The following is a 15,968-nucleotide window of genomic DNA, read 5'->3' on the forward strand; positions in this document are numbered from 1 at the left end:
GCGCCCGGGGCGCGGCGGCCCCGCCGTACGGAGGGCGCCGCCCCGCCACCGGCCGCGGGTGCGGCCGGACGGGGCCTGCCAGGGGGTCGTCCACGGGGCCTCCGTCAGCGGGTTCGGGGAAACGGATCCTACGCGGGATGCGGTGCGGGACGGCAAGGGATCCGTCCGGAAGCCCGTTCGGGACACGACCGAATATCCGCACCTCACCGGGTCAATCCGGGGACGAAACCCCCCAGAAACCCTCGAAGCTCCGCCATCGACGGGGCGTGGCGGGCGGCCTCTTGGCTCCGGCCTGCGGCGACCAGGAGGATGTCCGGAGCGGGACGTACGTTCGTGCCCGCGGGAAGAGGGAGGGGACCTCGATGGCCGGTGCCACACAGGGCGCGCTTTCGGACCGACTCATCGGCTCCAAGATCCACCGGGACCTGGCCGAGCGGCTGGGCGTGCCCGAGGAGGCGGTCGTGGTCGAGAGCGACGGGGGGCGCGTGCGCCTGTCCTCGGTGATCCCGATCACCGAGGAGCAGCGCAGCGGCGCGATCGGGATCGCCGCCGCCACCCGCGGGGTGGTCAGCGTGTCCGCCGACGGCCTGATCGTGGACCAGGCCCCGCACCCCGCCGAGTAGGCGTCCCGGCCCCGGGGACCGGTGGCGCCCACACCGTGTCGGCGGTCCGGCCGGACCGGTGGACACCGGTTCCGCCGCCGCCGGGCGGGGGCGCCGCCGCCACCGGAAGCGGTCGGGTTCCGGCGGCGGACCGTGCCCCTTCCGGTCGGCCGGACCCCGGGAGATACCTCAGGCGTCGACCTCGGAGCGGTCGCCGCCCCAGAGCGTGTGGAAGGCTCCCTCGCGGTCGGTGCGCCGGTAGGTGTGGGCGCCGAAGTAGTCCCGCTGGGCCTGGGTGAGGGCGGCGGGCAGGCGCTCCGCGCGCACCCCGTCGTAGTACGCCAGCGCCGCCGCGAAGCCCGGCGCCGGCACCCCCTGGGCGACCGCGGCCGACACGACGGCCCGCCAGTCGTCCTGGGCCCGCCCGATCTCGCGGGCGAACTCCGCGTCCGACAGCAGCGACACCAGGCCCGGGTCGGCCTCGTAGGCGGCGGTGATCCGGTCCAGGAACGCGGCCCGGATGATGCACCCCGCCCGCCAGATCCGCGCCACCTCGGCCGCGTCGACCCCCCAGCCGTACTCCGCGCTCGCCGCGGCGATCTGGTGGAAGCCCTGGGTGTAGGACACGATCTTGGAGGCGTACAGCGCCTGCTCGACCCGGTCCGCGAACGCGTCGGCCTCCGCCTCCGGCAGCGGCCGCGGGGTCGGCCCCGCCAGCCCGCGGGAGGCGGCGCGCAGGTCGGCGTGCCCCGACAGCGACCGGGCGAACACCGCCTCGGCGATGCCCGACACCGGGACGCCCAGGTCCAGGGCGATCTGCACCGTCCAGCGGCCGGTGCCCTTCTGCTCGGCGCGGTCCAGCACCACGTCCACGAACGGCTCGCCGGTGGCGGCGTCCACGTGGGACAGCACCTGGGCGGTGATCTCGATGAGGTAGGAGTCCAGCCGCCCCGTGTTCCAGCGCCGGAACACGTCGGCGATCCGCGCCGGCGTGAGACCGCCGACCTCGCGGAGCAGGTGGTAGGCCTCGCCGATCAGCTGCATGTCCGCGTACTCGATGCCGTTGTGCACCATCTTCACGAAGTGCCCGGCGCCGTCGGGGCCGAGGTGGGTGACGCACGGGGTGCCGTCGGCGGCCTTGCCCGCGATCCGCTCCAGCATCGGGCCCAGCGAGGCATAGGACTCCTCGGACCCGCCGGGCATGATGCTCGGCCCGTGCAGGGCCCCCTCCTCGCCGCCCGAGACCCCGGTGCCGACGAAGTGGATGCCGCTCTCGCGCAGCTCGCGCTCGCGGCGCCGGGTGTCGGCGAAGTGCGCGTTGCCGCCGTCGACGATCATGTCGCCCGGCTCCAGCAGCGGGGCGAACTCGGCGATGACGGCGTCGGTGGGCTCACCCGCCTTGACCATCACGACGAGCCGCCGCGGCCGCTCCAGCGCCGCCACGAAATCCCGCGCGGTCTCGGCCGCGATGAAGTCCCCTTCGTCGCCGAACTCCTCCACCAGGGCGCGCGTGCGCGCGGCCGTCCGGTTGTGCACGGCCACCGTGTAGCCGTTGCGGGCGAAGTTGCGTGCGAGGTTGCGTCCCATGACCGCGAGGCCGGTGACGCCGATCTGAGCCGTGGTGCCCATGGTCGTCCGCTCCTGGACAGAGAATCCGAATTACCCTCCCTGGACCCTAAGCGAACGGCCCTCCGGCGCGCAGGCGTACGCGCCGGGGCCGGGCGGCCCGGGTGCGGCGCGCCCGCCCGCCCCCGGGCCCCCGGCCTGCGGCGCGGGGCCGCCCGTGCCCGGACCGCGCCGCGCGCGGGCGGGGAAGGGGGTGGCCGAGATCATGGAGGTCGGCGCCCGTATCGCGCAGGATGGGACGGGCGCGGACGGACCGCCGCCCGCACACCGCCCGGAAGGTTGCCCAGTGACTCCGACACCACCGACCGCACCGCCCTCGCGCATCGGCCTGGGCCTGGCCGCCGTCGGCCGCCCCGGCTACATCACGCTCGGCCGGGACGCGGACCTGCCCGCCCGGCGCACGCCCGAGGCGCTCCGGGAGCGGGCCTTCGCCCTGATGGACGCCGCGTACGAGCGCGGGGTGCGCTACTTCGACGCCGCCCGCTCCTACGGCAGGTCCGAGGAGTACCTGGCCGACTGGCTCCGGGCCCGGCCCGGCGCCTCCGACGCGGCGGTCGGCAGCAAGTGGGGCTACACCTACACGGCCGGCTGGAGCACCGACGCCGACGTCCACGAGGTCAAGGACCACGGCGTCGACTCCTACCGCCGCCAGCTCGCCGAGACCCGCGCCCTGCTCGGCGACAGGCTCGGCCTGTACCAGATCCACTCGGTCACGCCGGAGAGCCCCGCGCTGGGCGACACCGCGCTGCACGAGGAGCTGGCCCGGCTCGCCGCCGAGGGGGTCGCCGTCGGCCTGTCCACCAGCGGCCCGCGCCAGGCCGAGACCGTGCGCGCCGCGCTGGAGGTCACCGTGGGCGGCCGTCCCCTGTTCGCCAGCGTGCAGAGCACCTACAACGTGCTGGAGACGTCGGCGGGCGGGGCCCTGGCCGAGGCGCACGCCGACGGCCGCACGGTGATCGTCAAGGAGGCCATGGCCAACGGGCGCCTGGCCGGGCCCCACCTGGCACCGGACACCGAACAGGTGGCGCGGATCGCCCGCGACGCGGGGACGACGTCCGACGCCCTGGCGATCGCCGCCGTCGCCGCGCGGCCCTGGGTGGACGTCGTGCTCTCGGGGGCGGTCACCGTCGACCAGCTCGCCGCCAACACCGACGCCGCCGCCACCGCCCCGGACCCCGACCTGCTCGACCGGCTGGCCGGGGCCGCCGAACCCGCCGAGGCCTACTGGGCGCGGCGGTCGCGGCTGCCCTGGCACTGACACCGCCCGCCGTCCCGTCCCGTACACCTTCGAAGGGAAGAGCACCGCCATGACCCACTTCCTGCCGTCCGCCGACCCGGTCGCCACCGCCGCGCGCGGACTGGCCCTGGCCCACCCCGGACTCGTCGAGGTCCACCTCGACCCGCTGTTCCTGCGCGCCCGCACCGCCGCGCCCGGGCGCACCGTCGCCCTGGTCTCGGGCGGCGGGTCCGGGCACGAGCCGCTGCACACCGGCCTGCTCGGTCCGGGCGGCCTGGACGCCGTCTGCCCGGGCGAGGTGTTCGCCTCCCCGCACAACCGGCAGATCCACGCCGCCTGCTCGGCCGTGGCCCGCGAGGGCGGCGTGCTGATGATCGTCAAGAACTACACCGGCGACGTCATCAACTTCGGGATCGCCGCGGAGCGCCTGCGCCACGAGGGCGTCCGCGTCGCCACCGTCCTGGTCGACGACGACCTGGCCACCGACGGCGAGGACAGCGCGACCGGCCGCCGGGGCACCGCGGCGACCGTCGTCCTGGAGAAGCTGCTGGGCGCCCGCGCCGACCGGGGCGCGGGGCTGGAGGAGCTGGCCGGGCTGGGCGCGCGGATCGTGGCCCGCTCGCGCAGCCTGGCCGTCGCCGCCCGCGCGCAGACCTCCCCGTCGACCGGGGAGCCGGCCTTCGGCCTGGACGCCGGGACCCTGGAGTACGGGGTGGGCATCCACGGCGAGCGCGGCACGGGCACGGTGGAGCGCCTGCCCGTCGAGCGGCTGGTGGAGCGGATGGCCGACGACCTGCTCGCGGCGCTGCCCGAGGGCGGGGAGCGGGTACTGGCCCTGGTCAACGGCCTGGGCGCCACCACGGGCCTGGAACTGCACGCGATCGGCTCCCTGCTGTACGACGTGCTGTCCGAGCGCGGTGCCGAGCCGCTGGCGGTGGTGCCCGGCACGTTCACCGCGGCCCTGGACATGTCCGGGTTCTCCCTCACCCTGACCCGGATGGACCCGGAGTGGGTCGGGCTGTGGACGGCGCCCTCGGACACGCCGCTGGTGCTGCCCGCCCGCACCCTGGGGGCGGACGGGGCGGCCGGGGCGGTCGTGCGGGGCGCGGCGGCGGAACCGGAGCCCGGGGACGCCGGGGACCCGGCCGGCCGGGCGGTCCTGGACCGCTTCGCCGAGGCCGTCACGGGGCTGCGCGACGACCTCACCGCGCTCGACCAGCTCGTCGGCGACGGCGACTTCGGCGACAACCTCCTGGGCGGGGTGCGCCGGGCGCAGGCCCTGAACGGGGCGGCGGACGGGGGCGTGGAGGCGCTGTCCCGGGCGTTCCTGGACGAGGTGGGCGGTACCAGCGGGCCGCTGTTCGGGCTGCTGTTCCAGCAGCTCACGGCGGTTTCCTGGCCGCAGGAGGGCACGCCCGACGCCTCGGGTGCCGCCGAGGCGGCCGCCGCCGGGCTGGCGGCCGTGCAGCGGGTGGGCGGGGCGGAGGTCGGGGACGGCACCCTGGTGGACGCGCTCGCGCCCGCGGCGCGGGCCCTGGGCGAGGCCGCCCGCGACGGGTCGGAGACCCCCTTCACCGCGGCGGCCGAGGCGGCGGCACGGGGGGCGGCGGACACCGCGGACCTCACCCCGCGCCGGGGGCGCGCCAGCTACGTGGGCGAGCGGGCCGTCGGGGTCCCCGACCCGGGGGCGCTGGGGGTGGCTCTGCTGTTCGCGGCGCTGGCGCAGGTCTACGAGCCGGAGGCGGCGGCGGGGCTGGCCGACCTGCGGGAGATCGCCGCCCGCTGACCGGGCACCGGGGCGGGCGCTGTACGCCGGGCGGGCGCGCCCGGCACCGTCCGCGCCGGGGTCCGCGCCGCAGGGCCGGGTTGGCCTGGGCGGGCGCGTCCTGGTCACGACCAGGCCGGGCAGCGTCGACGACTACGCCGCCGACCGGCGCATCAGCCACGAGTACGACGCGCCGGTGGGAGCCGAGGGCCTGCGCGCGGTCGCCGCCGTCCCGGTGGTCGTGGAGGGGGCGGTGGCGGCGCTGCTGTACGGCGGGGTGCGCGAGCCGCAGCCCATCGGCGCCCGCACGCTCGCGGCGCTGGAGCGCTCGGCGGCCCGCCTGGCGGCGGAGCTGGCGGTGCGGGCGGAGGTGGAGCGCCGGGTGGCGGGGGTGGAGACCGCCGAGATCACCCGGGCGGCCCGTGCGGCGCACACCGGGCCCGAGTGGGAGCGGCTGCGCGCGATCGCCCAGGAGGTGGCCGACCCGGAGCTGCGCGAGCGGCTGCGGGACGTGCGCGCACGCCTGACCGGGCCCGGACCGGACCGGGGCGGCGCCCCGGGGCCGGCGCTGGCGCCGCGGGAGGTGGACGTGCTGGCGCTGGTGGCGGTGGGCTGCGGCAACGCCGAGGTGGGCCGCCGTCTGGGGCTGGGAGCGGAGACCGTCAAGAGCTACCTGCGCGGCGCGATGCGCAGGCTGGGCACGCACACCCGGATGGAGACCGTGGTGGCGGCCCGCCGCGCCGGCCTGCTGCCCTGACCCGGGGCCGGGCGCGACCGTTCTCCCGCGATGAGGACCGCGGCGACCGCTTGCGGCCAGCGCCCGCCCCTGCGGCCGCGCTGAAAGTACCATCGCGGGAGAGAACGCCGGCCGGGGAAGACGCCTCTCCGGCCGGCTCCCGCGCGGGGAGCGAGCGAAGCAGGGTGAACGATGACAGAGGATCCGGGTCACGTCCCCGGCACAGCGTCCTCGCGGCCCGGTGGGGGCGCCTTCCCGCCGGTTCCGGCGCTGCACGCCACCGGCCTGCGCCGCTCGTTCGGCGGGACGGTCGCCGTGGACGGCGTGGACCTCCTGGTCCCCGCCGGGTCGTTCTTCGGTGTCGTGGGCCCCAACGGGGCGGGCAAGTCCACGTCTCTGCTGATGGCGGTGGGGCTGCTGCGGCCCGACGCGGGCACCGCGCGCATCTTCGGCGTCGACGTGTGGGCCGATCCCGTCCGCGCGAAGCGCATGGTCGGGGTGCTGCCGGACGGCCTGGCGCTGCCCGAGCGCCTCACCGGGCGGGAACTGCTGCACTACCTGGGGCGGCTCGACGGACTGGACGGGGCGTCGGCGGCGCGGCGCGCGGACGACCTGCTGCGCCTGTTCGGCCTGGACGGCACCGGGCGGACCGCGGTGGGCGAGTACTCCACCGGGATGCGCAAGAAGATCGGCCTGGCGACGGCCCTGCTGAACGCACCGCGGCTGCTGGTCCTGGACGAGCCGTTCGAGGCGGTCGACCCGGTGTCCGGGGCCGTCATCCGCGGACTGCTCGAACGGTTCGTCGCCGACGGCGGCTCGGTGGTGCTGTCCAGCCACTCGATGTCCCTGGTGGAGGAGCTGTGCGACCGGGTCGCGGTGATCGTCGCGGGGCGCACCGCACGGGAGGGGACCCTGGACGAGGTGCGCCGGGGGGAGAGCCTGCACGACGCGTTCGCCGGGCTGCTGGGCGCGTCGACGGCGAACGTGGAGATGCCCGCGTGGCTGCGCCGCTGATCGCGATGCGGTGGCGGCTGCTGGGCCGCTCGCTGCGCGGGGCCCGGGCGGCCTGGGTCGCCGCCCTGTCCCTGGCCGGGCTCGGGTGCGCCGCCGTCGCGGCCGTGCTCGCCGCGGACGCCTCGCACAGCGGGCGCACGGGTCTGGCGGTGGCCTTCGCCGTCTGGGGCGCGGGGTGGCTGGTCGTGCCCCTGGTCGGCATCGGCGGGCGCGACGCGCTGAAACCGGAGCACTTCGCCCGCCACGGGCTGACGCACCGGCGGCTCTCGGCGGGGCTGCTGGGCGCGTCGATGGTCGGCGCCGGGTTCGCGGTCACGGTGCTGTTCTTCGGAACCCTGGCGGTCGCCGCGGCACCGCTGGGCCCGGCGGCCCTGGCCGTCGCGGTCGCCGCCGCGGTGCTCACCGCGGTCGTGGCACTGCTGGGTTCCAAGATCGTCGCCGCGACGCTGGCCGAGACCATGCACACGCGCACGGGGGCGGTCCTGGCGTCACTGCCGTGGGCGGTGGTGGCGGCCGCGGCCTCCAACGGCGCGGTCCTGCTCGTGGCGGTGGGGCGGTCGGGGTTCCTGGGCGGGCGGTGGCCGGCGTGGCTCGACGGCGGGGTGCGGTCGGTCCCCTCAGGCTGGGGTGTGGGCGCGGTGGAGGCCGCGGGGCGGGGCGACGTGCTCGGCGCGCTCGCCTGGGTGCTCGCCCTGGCGGGGCTGGGCCTGGCGCTGTTCTCGGGGTGGGCCCGCTTCACGCGCCGCCGGTCGTCCGGCCCGGTGGGCCGGACCCGGCACGCTCGTGCGCTGCCGGTACCGGCGTGGGCCGATTCCCTCGCCGGGGGCGCACTGGTGAAGGAGTCGCGGGCGTGGGCCCGGGACCCGCTGCGGCTCTACCACTGGTTCTTCGCCCTCTGGTTCGCGCTCGTGTACTGCGCGATCCCCGTCCTGGCCGGGACCACGGCCTATCTGCCGTGGGCCGGTGTCGTCTTCGGCATCCTGGCCGCCGCCGGGGCGGCGAACCTGTACGGCATCGACGGCACGGCCCTGTGGCTCACCCTGATGCGCCCGGGACGCGAACGCGCCGACGTGCGCGCCCGGCAGGCGGCGTGGCTTCTGACAACGGCACCGGTGGCGATCGCCCTGACCGGTGCCGGACTGGCCCTGGACGGGCCGTCCGTGATGGCGGCGTGGGTGGTCCCCGTCCTGGTCGTCGTGCTCGGGGCGGGCGCGGGACTGGTGGTGGCGATCTCGGTGCGGGCTCCCGTGGCCGTGCCCGACGCGCACCGGCGCACCACCCCGGCCGAGGACGCGGGGAACACGGTGGGGCTCGTCTGGGCGGTGATCGGCCTGCTGGCCGCCGCGGTGGCCCCCTCCCTGGCGCTCACCGCCGCGGGGGTGCTGGGCTGGCCGCCGGGGGCGGGGGCCGGCCTGGTGTGCGCGGCCGTCACCGCCGTCGCCGCGTGGTGGGGACCGGGACGGCTCGCGGCGCGCCGCCTGGAACGGCGCGGCCCCGAGCTGCTCGACCGGCTCGCAGGGCGCGCGCCCTCGCGGACCGCCGCGCGGACCGCCGCCCCCGATCCCCGGAGCGATACGGCCCGCGTCGCCCTCGGGCTGTCCCTGGGGGCCGGGTGGACGCCGATCGCGATGGGCGTCCTGTCCCTGGTCACCGTGGCCGACGGGTCGCCGTCGTCGACCGCGTGGACCCTTCCGGCACGGCTGCCCGCACGCTGGGCGGTCCTGTGCGCCCTCTGCCTGATCGCGGTGGGCGTGTTCGTCTACGCCCGAGCCGGTCGTCTCGTGTGGTCCCGGATCCGGTCGCGGCCGGATCGGTGACCGGGCCGCAACGCGGGCGCGGTGCGGCCCGCGTGCGGGGGCCGGGCGGGCATCCTGCACCAGGTCGGCGTCGAGTGCCCGGCCCGGGTGATCGAGGTGCGCCGCCCCCGACACCGCGGCCGGGGTCGCCGGGTCCCCTGTACGGCGGCGTCCGCCCGCACGCACGCGCGGGAGGGCCGGGCCCCTCCGGACCCGGCCCCCTCCACCCGCCTCCTAGCGCTTGAGCCGGCGGGTCCGCTGCGCCGAGGCGCCCAGGACGATGATCATGCCCGCCGCACCGATGACCGCCGCGGCGCCCGTGTTGTCGTGGACCACGAACGTGATCAGCGCACTGGCGCCGCAGACGACCGCACACGTCCAGAGCAGGTATTCCATGGCCTGTGACCGCTGCATCGTTCCTCCTTCTCGTTTGCCCTTCGCGTTGCGCGCCCGCTGTCGGGCGTCATGCCGTGACGTCGATCTGCGACCTCACCAGCGCCTGGTAGGGGCCCTGACGGCCGACGAGTTCGTCGTGCCGCCCCGTCTGCACGACCCGCCCCTCCTGGAGAACGACGATGAGATCGGCGTTCATGACGGTGGAGAGGCGGTGCGCGATGATGACTCTCGTGCACCGGAGCCCGTCGAGCGTCGCGGCGATCATGGCCTCGGTCACCGTGTCCAGGGAGCTCGTCGCCTCGTCCAGGACCAGCACCCGGGGCGCCCTGGCCAGGGCCCGCGCGATCGCGATGCGCTGGCGCTGCCCCCCGGACAGGCTCCCTCCCATCTCCCTGACCTGGGTGTGGTAGCCGAGCGGCATCACTTCGATGTCCCTGTCGATCTGCGCCTCGCGCGCGGCCCTGCGGACCGTCTCCGGGTCGGCGTCGGGCAGGCCGAAGCGGATGTTGTCGGCGATCGACCTGTTGCTGAGCGAGATCTCCTGCGGGACGTAGGCCACGTGCCGGTAGAACCAGTCGGCGTCGATCCCGGTCAGGGGGACGCCGTCGTACCTGATCTCCCCGGCACCCAGGGGGTAGAGGCCCATCAGCAGCTTGCTGAGCGTGCTCTTGCCCGAACCGGTGCTCCCCACGACGGCCACCCGGGAACCGGCCGGGACGTCGAAGGACACGTCCTCCAGGACGGGCACCCGGGAGCCGGGGTAGGCGAATCCCACCCCGCGCAGGGAGATCTCCCCGGTGAGGGGCGGTTTCGCGTCGCCGGGCATCTCCTCGCCCGCGGGCTGGTTGAGGATGTCCCCGACCCGTTCCACCTGGGCGTTGGCCGTGATCAGCTGGGTGAAGGCGCCGGAGAGGGACGTCACGGTGCCCAGGAGGGTCGCGGTGAGGGTCTGCACGGCCACCGCCGAGCCCAGGTCCAGCCTCCCCTCGTGCACGAGCCACAGCCCCGTGACCAGGACGGCCAGGGGGCCGAACACCTGGAACGCCGAGTACCCGCTGGAGGCCGCGCCCTGGACGATGATGCGCTTCCAGGTCTGTTTCATGGCCCCGGCGTAGACCGTGCGCCAGGTGTCGAGGAAGGGGCCCGTCATCCCCGACACCTTCAGCGTCTCGATCGAGTTCATGGCCTCCATCTGGATACCGGTGGACTCGGCGCCGGCGCTGATCTCGCGGTCGACCACCGTCCGGATCGGGCGGTAGGAGACCACGGCGATCGCGACCATGCAGAGGAAGACCGCCAGGGCCACGGCTCCCAGGAGCGGGGAGCGGTGGAAGATGTAGCCGAAGACGACGACCAGGCCGCCCACGTCGAGGACGACCGTCATCGCCTGGCCCGAGAGCATGTCGCGCACCGAGGCGATGCTCGCCAGCCGGTACATGAGCTCCCCCTGGGAACGGCCGGCGAAGTACCTGTAGGGCAGGGTCAGGAGCCGGCCGAAGGCCTTGCCCATCATCTCCTCGCCGAGGCTTCTGACGACCGACGCCAGGAACACGCTCCGCAGGAAGGAGACGAGGTAGTAGAGCACCAGGGGCAGCAGCAGCATCGCCAGCAGCGGCCCCACGGGCGCATGCGCGAAATACGCCTCGTGGCCGTTGATCGCGGCCTGGACCCCGAGGGGCACGCACAGCATGAACGCGTGGAGCAGCAGCGACAGCCCGAAGACCCGGGCGAGGGTGGGGCCGGCGCCCCGCAGCGACCGGAGGAACTCCCACCACACGCTCGGGTCCCGGTGGACGACCGGGCGGTAGGCGTCGGTGGGCCCGGCCTCGATCACGATCCCGCTGTAGTGGCTCTCGAACTCCCGTATCGGGTACCTGCGGCGCCCGGAGGCGGGGTCCACCACGGTGACCGTGCTGTCCGTGACCTCCTCCACGACCACCAGGTGGTTGTCGTTCCAGTGGGCCACGAGCGGGAGCCGGAGCTCGCCCAGCTTGTCCGTGCCGGCGCGGAACGACCGCACCCGCATGCCGTACCCGCGCAGGATCGAGGCGACCTCCCGGAGTGAGAGGCCGTCGCGCCCCGTCTCGTGGTCGCGCCGCAGCCGCGCCACCGTCCCCCGGGAGCCGTAAGCCGACAGCACCATCGCGACGCAGCACAGACCGCACTCGGTGCGGGTGAGCTGCTGTACTTCCCGTACACGCCGTGTACGCATCGGCGCACTCCACTTCACAGAGAAAGGCCGGCGGCCGCGGGGCGGCCGGCTCCGTACCCGGACGAGGGCCCGCGCCCGTCCGCGGGGCCCTCCTCCGCTCGGTCCCGTGCGGTTCCCCCCGCGGCCCTGCGCGGGAGGAGCGCACGTTCCGGGCGTCCGCGGCTCATGCGAGGCGCACGATCGACGGGTAGGCCCGGGGGTCCAGGTGGCGCAGGACGGACCAGAGCAGGCCGGACTGCCCGAGCATGATGCCGTGGCTGTAGGCGTACTTCGTGTCCGCCCTCTCGGAGTAGCGCTCCACCACCTCGGCGAACAGCCGGGGGTAGAGGTCCGCGGCGCCGTCGCCGAACAGCCCCGGGGCCGTCTCCTGCGCCAGCAGGACGGTCTCCAGGCTGCCCAGGTCGCCGTGGCAGTAGGTGGGGTTGTTGCCGAAGCCGCGGCCGGCGGTCAGCTCGGCCAGGCGGCCCAGGGCCTCCTCGGGGAAGAGCCCGGGGGCGTGCCGGTTCACCTCCAGGGCGCCCATGAGGATGCCCGGCGCACCGTGGCACCACGCGTAGGAGTAGTCGGACTCCCCCCAGACCCGGGGCCAGTCCCGGTCCCGTCCGGTCCGGGCGTCGCGGACCGCCTCGGCCATGCGGGTGGCCGACGCGAGGGCCTCGCGGTCACCGAAGGCGGCGGCGTATTCGAGGAGCTTCGCGGCGATCCCCATGTCCCCGTGCGCGTAGCCGGTGTAACCGGTGACCCGCCCCTCGCCCCCGCCGCTCTCGCGCACGCCCTTCATCACATGGTCCGCGAAGAAGGCGGCCGCCCTCCCGGTGAGCTCGCGCTCCTCCCCGTCGGCGGCGTCGCGGTGCAGGGAGAGGCAGACGGCCAGGGTGCCCGCCGAGCCGGTGACGAAGTCGTACAGGTTCGGCGTCGCCATGTCCGACACGAGCGCCCGGGCCAGCCGGCCGGCGCCCGGCCCGCCGCCGCCCAGCAGGCGTCTGGCGGTGGCGACGGCGTAGGCGATGCCGTCCGGTCCGCACATGCCGACGACCGTGCCGCCCAGGGCGCCCAGCGACCCGCCGAGCAGCAGTGCTTCGAGCGGTTCCACGACCTTCAGGGCCGCGGCGCGGAAGCGCTCCTGCCCGGTCTCCCGGGCCAGCCCGGCCAGGGCCAGGGCGATCCCCGGCATACCGGTGTAGAAGTCGAACCCCGACGCCCCGGGGGTCCACTCCTCGCCCTCGGGGGCCGCCACCTGGGGGCCGATCCACACCGCGGGGTGCCGGGGGTCGGAGCCCTCGACCATGGCGTCGACGAGCAGGTCACCGATGCGGACGGCCTCGTCGAGGAACCGCGGCCGGTCCGCCCGGGCGGGGGCGGTGCGGCCCGAGGGGCGCCAGGAGAACCCGGTCACGTCGTCGGACAGGGGGAGTTTGGCGACGAAGGAGAGGTCCACCAGGGCCGCCTGCCGGTCGATGGCCCTGCCGTCCAGTCCGGCGATCCGCGCCCGGACGGCGTCCAGGCCGGACTCGTCGAAGGCCTCCTCCAGGACGACCCGTCCGTCCCCCGCCAGCAGCGCCCGGGAGTCCGCGGAGTAGTGGAAGTAGGGGACGTCCCCCTCGGCGAGCTGGCGCGCCTCGTCCTCCGCGATCTCGTACGCGCCCCGGGCCCTCAGGAAGACCCGGGAGAGCAGGGCTTCGCGGATCAGCGGGTCGGTCACCGCGTCGGGGTGCGTGACCATGCTCAGGAGCTGGCTGTAGAACACCGTGGGCTGGTGGAGGAAGCGGAAGGAGGCCTTTCCCAGGTGTTCCCCGACCACGCCCGCGACCGTCTCCTTGTGCGAGGCCGCGTATTCCAGGACGCGCCGCAGCTCGCTTTTGACGGCGTCCCGCTGCTCCCGCAGGGGGAGGTCCGCCGCCCTGGCCACCGAGAGGTTCGCGGTGGAGTTGGCGGACGTCCCGCGGACGAGTTCGACGAACATGTCGTCGCGCCCGGGGTTGCGGAACTGCAGGCTCTTGTAGGGCGCCTCCTGCCCCGGGTCGTAGCCGATGACCCCGACGTCCATGCCGACCTCCCCGGGCCCGGCCCTCCTCATGGTGAAGGGGAGCACGCCGATGCCGGTGACGGACTCTCCGAGCAGGGCGTGCGCCTCCGCCGTCGCGGACCGGTCGGCGTCCTGCCCCCGCGCGGCGAGCCTCGGCGTCAGGAGCGTCTCGGTGTCGACGACCACCGGGCCCCCGGCGCACGTCACCACGTTCTCGAAGTGGATGTCGATGGCCTTGACCAGGTACAGGATGCCCAGCAGCCGACCGATCCGGACGAAGTACCCGGCCGAACCGGAACGGGGCTCGCCCGCCCGGACGTACTCCACGAAGCCCTCGTCGCCGCAGGGGAGCACACGCACCGTGGGAAGGCTCGGCCCCAGCCGTTCGTTGAACCATTCCACGATGGCGTTGAACCCTGTCTCGGATTCCAGCGGGCGCGGCTTGTAGAGCACTCTGGCGCCGTCGGAGAAGACGACCTGGGCGACGGACCTGCCGCCGTTGTGCATGTCCCCCTGGCCCGCCAGTACGGTGGCCACCCGGACCCCGGCCGTGACGCCGGGGAGCGCGTCCAGCCCGGCCCGGTGGGTTTCGATGCGGGACAGGATGTGCCGCAGCCCGGCCCCGGCGTTGCGCACCCGGTCGCGCGCCGACCGGAACGCGCGCGGATAGCGCGACAGGAGCCGGCGGTGGCCTTCGGCGCTGTTCGTCCACTCCCGGAAGCTCCGGTAGCGCTCCTGCGGGGACCCGCCCCGGAGCAGCCCCGCCGACCTCCTCAGGAACAGCTCCCGGAGGAGGGTGCGCACCAGGAGTTCCGCCACGGCCGGGACCTGCGCCGCGACGAAGTCCTCGAAGGCCGTGTTGTCCCCGTCGAGGCAGGTGGAACCGCGCACGTCCGCCTCCAGGTCGCGCGACCAGGCCAGCACGTGGTGCCGGAAGTAGTCGACGAGCCGGCCGTCGGGGTCGCGGCCGGGATCGTAGGGGCCGGGGCCGGGGAACTCCTCCTCGGAGCACTCCTCGAAGGAGGTCTCCCTGTCTTCGAGCCTGCGTGAAAGGTGGTCCCGCGTCTCCCCGGGGGACAGTTCGGGAATGTACGTGTCCAGAACCCGCGACACCGCTTCCGGCTCTACTCTGGCCATTCACCGGCTCCTGTATTCCTTGCCGACCACATCACGCGGAAGAATCCTTTTCCGGGCGATCCGCTTACTTGAGAACAGGGACGATGCAGGGGCGCACGGCCCCCGCACCGCGAAGACCGAAAGGTCAGCACACGGGACCGGGGACGTTGCATTCGACGGTGACGGTGCAGAACCGCCCGGTGTTGTTCCGGCTGAGGAGCGCACAGGCGATCAGGGGGTTCGTGATGCTGATCGTGTTGGGGGCGGCGTCGCCGGCCATGATGTCGTCCATGCTCTGGTCCTGGATCTCCTCGAAAATGCTGGCGTTCATCTCGGACATGGCGACCGTCCTTCTGCTGGGATTTCCGCGAAGAGGTGAATCCTCCCGCTCCGAGAATCCTGGCAGCGACCCAAAGGGGAGGCCATTGGACTTTGGGGAGGGCGACCGCCCCGGCCGGTCCTGCCCGCCGCGGCCCCGCCCGGGGCGCGCCCGCCGGATGCGTCCGGCGCGCGGCCCCGGGCCCCGCGGGCGGTGGGCCGCGCCCTCACGCGTCGTCTTCTCGCAGCCAGTGCCCGCTACAGGCCTTCTCCTTGTCGTCGCACGGTTGCGCGGGGTCCGTCACCGGGACGGCCCCCTCCCCCGGTCCGGCGACGGCGGGGGAGGCGACCGATACGGCGAGCGCCGCGGCTACGGCGACGGCGGCGGTGGTTCTGCGGATTCTCACGTCGATCTCCTGGGCAGAGGGGGCCGGAGGCCTTGCCGGGGCGGGGAGGGAGGGCCTCGCCGGGATGGACCGAACAGTAGGGGACGGTTCCGGCGGAGCCTTATCCCTCCGCTATCCCGACGAACCGCTGCTGGGGCCGCGGACAGACGGGGACCGCCGCGGTTCCGGCCCCCTCACCGGCCGCGGCCGGGGCCGGGGATGCCCCGGGGATAACGGCCGGGGCCGCCCACCTGCTTTGCTGTGCGCGTTCGAGCTCCGGCCGGGAACACGCTTGCTCCGGCACGATCAGCGCGCGAGGTAACAGACCATGCACCCCCCATCCCCTGCGGGCCGACTCGGGGCACCGGACCGGGCCGGCGCGTTCGCCGGCTGCCGCCACTTCCCCGCCCCCGTGCACGACAGCCGCTCCCTCGAAGGGCTCACACACCGCGAACGCGAGGTCCTCACCCTGCTGGGGTCGGGAGCCTCCAACCGGCAGATCTCCCGGAGGCTCAACGTCACCGAACGCACGGTCAAGGCGCACGTCACCCGGATCCTCGAAAAACTGGAGGTGCGGTCGCGCCTGGAGGCGGCGCTCGTCGTGGTGGTGCACCACTGGACGGAATACGGCCTGAGCGGCGGGAGCGCCTGCGACTGCGTCCCGGGGGGAGCGGCGCGGGCCCGTGCGGCTCCCCCGGCGGACGGGCCGCCGACGCGGGGCGCCTGACCGGCCGGGGC

At 75.1% G+C, this 15,968-nt stretch carries 13 protein-coding genes; 7 read left to right on the top strand and 6 right to left on the bottom strand.

What is annotated here, in order from left to right; translation table 11 throughout:
• Positions 1 to 362: 362 nt before the first annotated feature.
• Positions 363 to 623, top strand: a complete 261-nt coding sequence (locus tag BUE45_RS13010) for a BON domain-containing protein (protein WP_073379422.1) — start codon at positions 363 to 365, stop codon at positions 621 to 623.
• Between the two features lie 168 nt (positions 624 to 791).
• On the opposite strand, the gene gndA is transcribed toward BUE45_RS13010, so the two are convergent.
• The gene (gene gndA, locus BUE45_RS13015; protein ID WP_073379424.1) at positions 792 to 2,231 is read right to left on the bottom strand and encodes an NADP-dependent phosphogluconate dehydrogenase; all 1,440 of its coding nucleotides are present in this window, start codon (positions 2,229 to 2,231) and stop codon (positions 792 to 794) included.
• 283 nt (positions 2,232 to 2,514) lie between these two features.
• On the opposite strand from gndA, the gene BUE45_RS13020 reads away from it, so the two are divergent.
• From BUE45_RS13020 to BUE45_RS13040, 5 genes are all read left to right on the top strand, one after another.
• Entirely contained in the window at positions 2,515 to 3,486 is a 972-nt protein-coding gene (locus tag BUE45_RS13020) for an aldo/keto reductase (protein WP_073379426.1), read from the top strand.
• A gap of 49 nt (positions 3,487 to 3,535) precedes the next feature.
• Positions 3,536 to 5,251, top strand: a complete 1,716-nt coding sequence (locus BUE45_RS13025; protein WP_073379429.1) for a dihydroxyacetone kinase subunit DhaK — start codon at positions 3,536 to 3,538, stop codon at positions 5,249 to 5,251.
• Between the two features lie 175 nt (positions 5,252 to 5,426).
• Positions 5,427 to 5,987: a helix-turn-helix transcriptional regulator gene (locus BUE45_RS13030; RefSeq protein WP_245833095.1), complete on the top strand. Its 561-nt coding sequence runs from the start codon at positions 5,427 to 5,429 to the stop codon at positions 5,985 to 5,987.
• A 171-nt stretch (positions 5,988 to 6,158) separates the two neighbouring features.
• Positions 6,159 to 6,980, top strand: coding sequence for an ABC transporter ATP-binding protein (locus tag BUE45_RS13035; protein ID WP_084737197.1), 822 nt, complete (start codon positions 6,159 to 6,161; stop codon positions 6,978 to 6,980).
• Positions 6,965 to 8,797, top strand: a complete 1,833-nt coding sequence (locus tag BUE45_RS13040) for a hypothetical protein (RefSeq protein WP_073379431.1) — start codon at positions 6,965 to 6,967, stop codon at positions 8,795 to 8,797. Before BUE45_RS13035 ends, BUE45_RS13040 begins: the two co-directional genes overlap by 16 nt.
• A 213-nt stretch (positions 8,798 to 9,010) precedes the next feature.
• Here BUE45_RS13040 and BUE45_RS13045 read toward each other — a convergent pair whose 3' ends face one another.
• The 5 genes from BUE45_RS13045 to BUE45_RS13065 form a co-directional block, all read right to left on the bottom strand.
• Entirely contained in the window at positions 9,011 to 9,190 is a 180-nt protein-coding gene (locus BUE45_RS13045; protein ID WP_073379433.1) for a hypothetical protein, read from the bottom strand.
• 49 nt (positions 9,191 to 9,239) lie between these two features.
• The gene (locus tag BUE45_RS13050) at positions 9,240 to 11,384 is read right to left on the bottom strand and encodes a peptidase domain-containing ABC transporter (protein WP_073379436.1); all 2,145 of its coding nucleotides are present in this window, start codon (positions 11,382 to 11,384) and stop codon (positions 9,240 to 9,242) included.
• 163 nt (positions 11,385 to 11,547) lie between these two features.
• Positions 11,548 to 14,547, bottom strand: coding sequence for a type 2 lanthipeptide synthetase LanM (gene lanM, locus BUE45_RS13055; RefSeq protein ID WP_084737199.1), 3,000 nt, complete (start codon positions 14,545 to 14,547; stop codon positions 11,548 to 11,550).
• A gap of 124 nt (positions 14,548 to 14,671) precedes the next feature.
• The gene (locus tag BUE45_RS13060) at positions 14,672 to 14,866 is read right to left on the bottom strand and encodes a plantaricin C family lantibiotic (protein WP_073379440.1); all 195 of its coding nucleotides are present in this window, start codon (positions 14,864 to 14,866) and stop codon (positions 14,672 to 14,674) included.
• A gap of 205 nt (positions 14,867 to 15,071) precedes the next feature.
• On the bottom strand, positions 15,072 to 15,251 hold the full coding sequence (locus tag BUE45_RS13065) for a hypothetical protein (RefSeq protein WP_073379442.1): 180 nt from the start codon (positions 15,249 to 15,251) through the stop codon (positions 15,072 to 15,074).
• Positions 15,252 to 15,558: 307 nt separating this feature from the next.
• Here BUE45_RS13065 and BUE45_RS13070 point away from each other — a divergent pair, with 307 nt between their 5' ends.
• A complete protein-coding gene (locus BUE45_RS13070; RefSeq protein ID WP_073379444.1) occupies positions 15,559 to 15,957 on the top strand; it encodes a helix-turn-helix domain-containing protein in 399 nt (132 codons plus the stop codon).
• The last annotated feature ends 11 nt before the right edge of the window (positions 15,958 to 15,968 follow it).

This window comes from Nocardiopsis flavescens, assembly GCF_900141985.1.
GTDB classification, from domain to species: Bacteria; Actinomycetota; Actinomycetes; order Streptosporangiales; family Streptosporangiaceae; genus Nocardiopsis; species Nocardiopsis flavescens.

Coding starts and splice junctions, on each gene's coding strand:
- BUE45_RS13010 (WP_073379422.1), top strand. CDS start 363: ATGGCCGGTGCCACACAGGGCGCGCTTTCGGACCGACTCATCGGCTCC.
- gndA (WP_073379424.1), bottom strand. CDS start 2,231: ATGGGCACCACGGCTCAGATCGGCGTCACCGGCCTCGCGGTCATGGGA.
- BUE45_RS13025 (WP_073379429.1), top strand. CDS start 3,536: ATGACCCACTTCCTGCCGTCCGCCGACCCGGTCGCCACCGCCGCGCGC.
- BUE45_RS13035 (WP_084737197.1), top strand. CDS start 6,159: ATGACAGAGGATCCGGGTCACGTCCCCGGCACAGCGTCCTCGCGGCCC.
- BUE45_RS13045 (WP_073379433.1), bottom strand. CDS start 9,190: ATGCAGCGGTCACAGGCCATGGAATACCTGCTCTGGACGTGTGCGGTC.
- BUE45_RS13050 (WP_073379436.1), bottom strand. CDS start 11,384: ATGCGTACACGGCGTGTACGGGAAGTACAGCAGCTCACCCGCACCGAG.
- lanM (WP_084737199.1), bottom strand. CDS start 14,547: ATGGCCAGAGTAGAGCCGGAAGCGGTGTCGCGGGTTCTGGACACGTAC.
- BUE45_RS13060 (WP_073379440.1), bottom strand. CDS start 14,866: ATGTCCGAGATGAACGCCAGCATTTTCGAGGAGATCCAGGACCAGAGC.
- BUE45_RS13070 (WP_073379444.1), top strand. CDS start 15,559: ATGCACCCCCCATCCCCTGCGGGCCGACTCGGGGCACCGGACCGGGCC.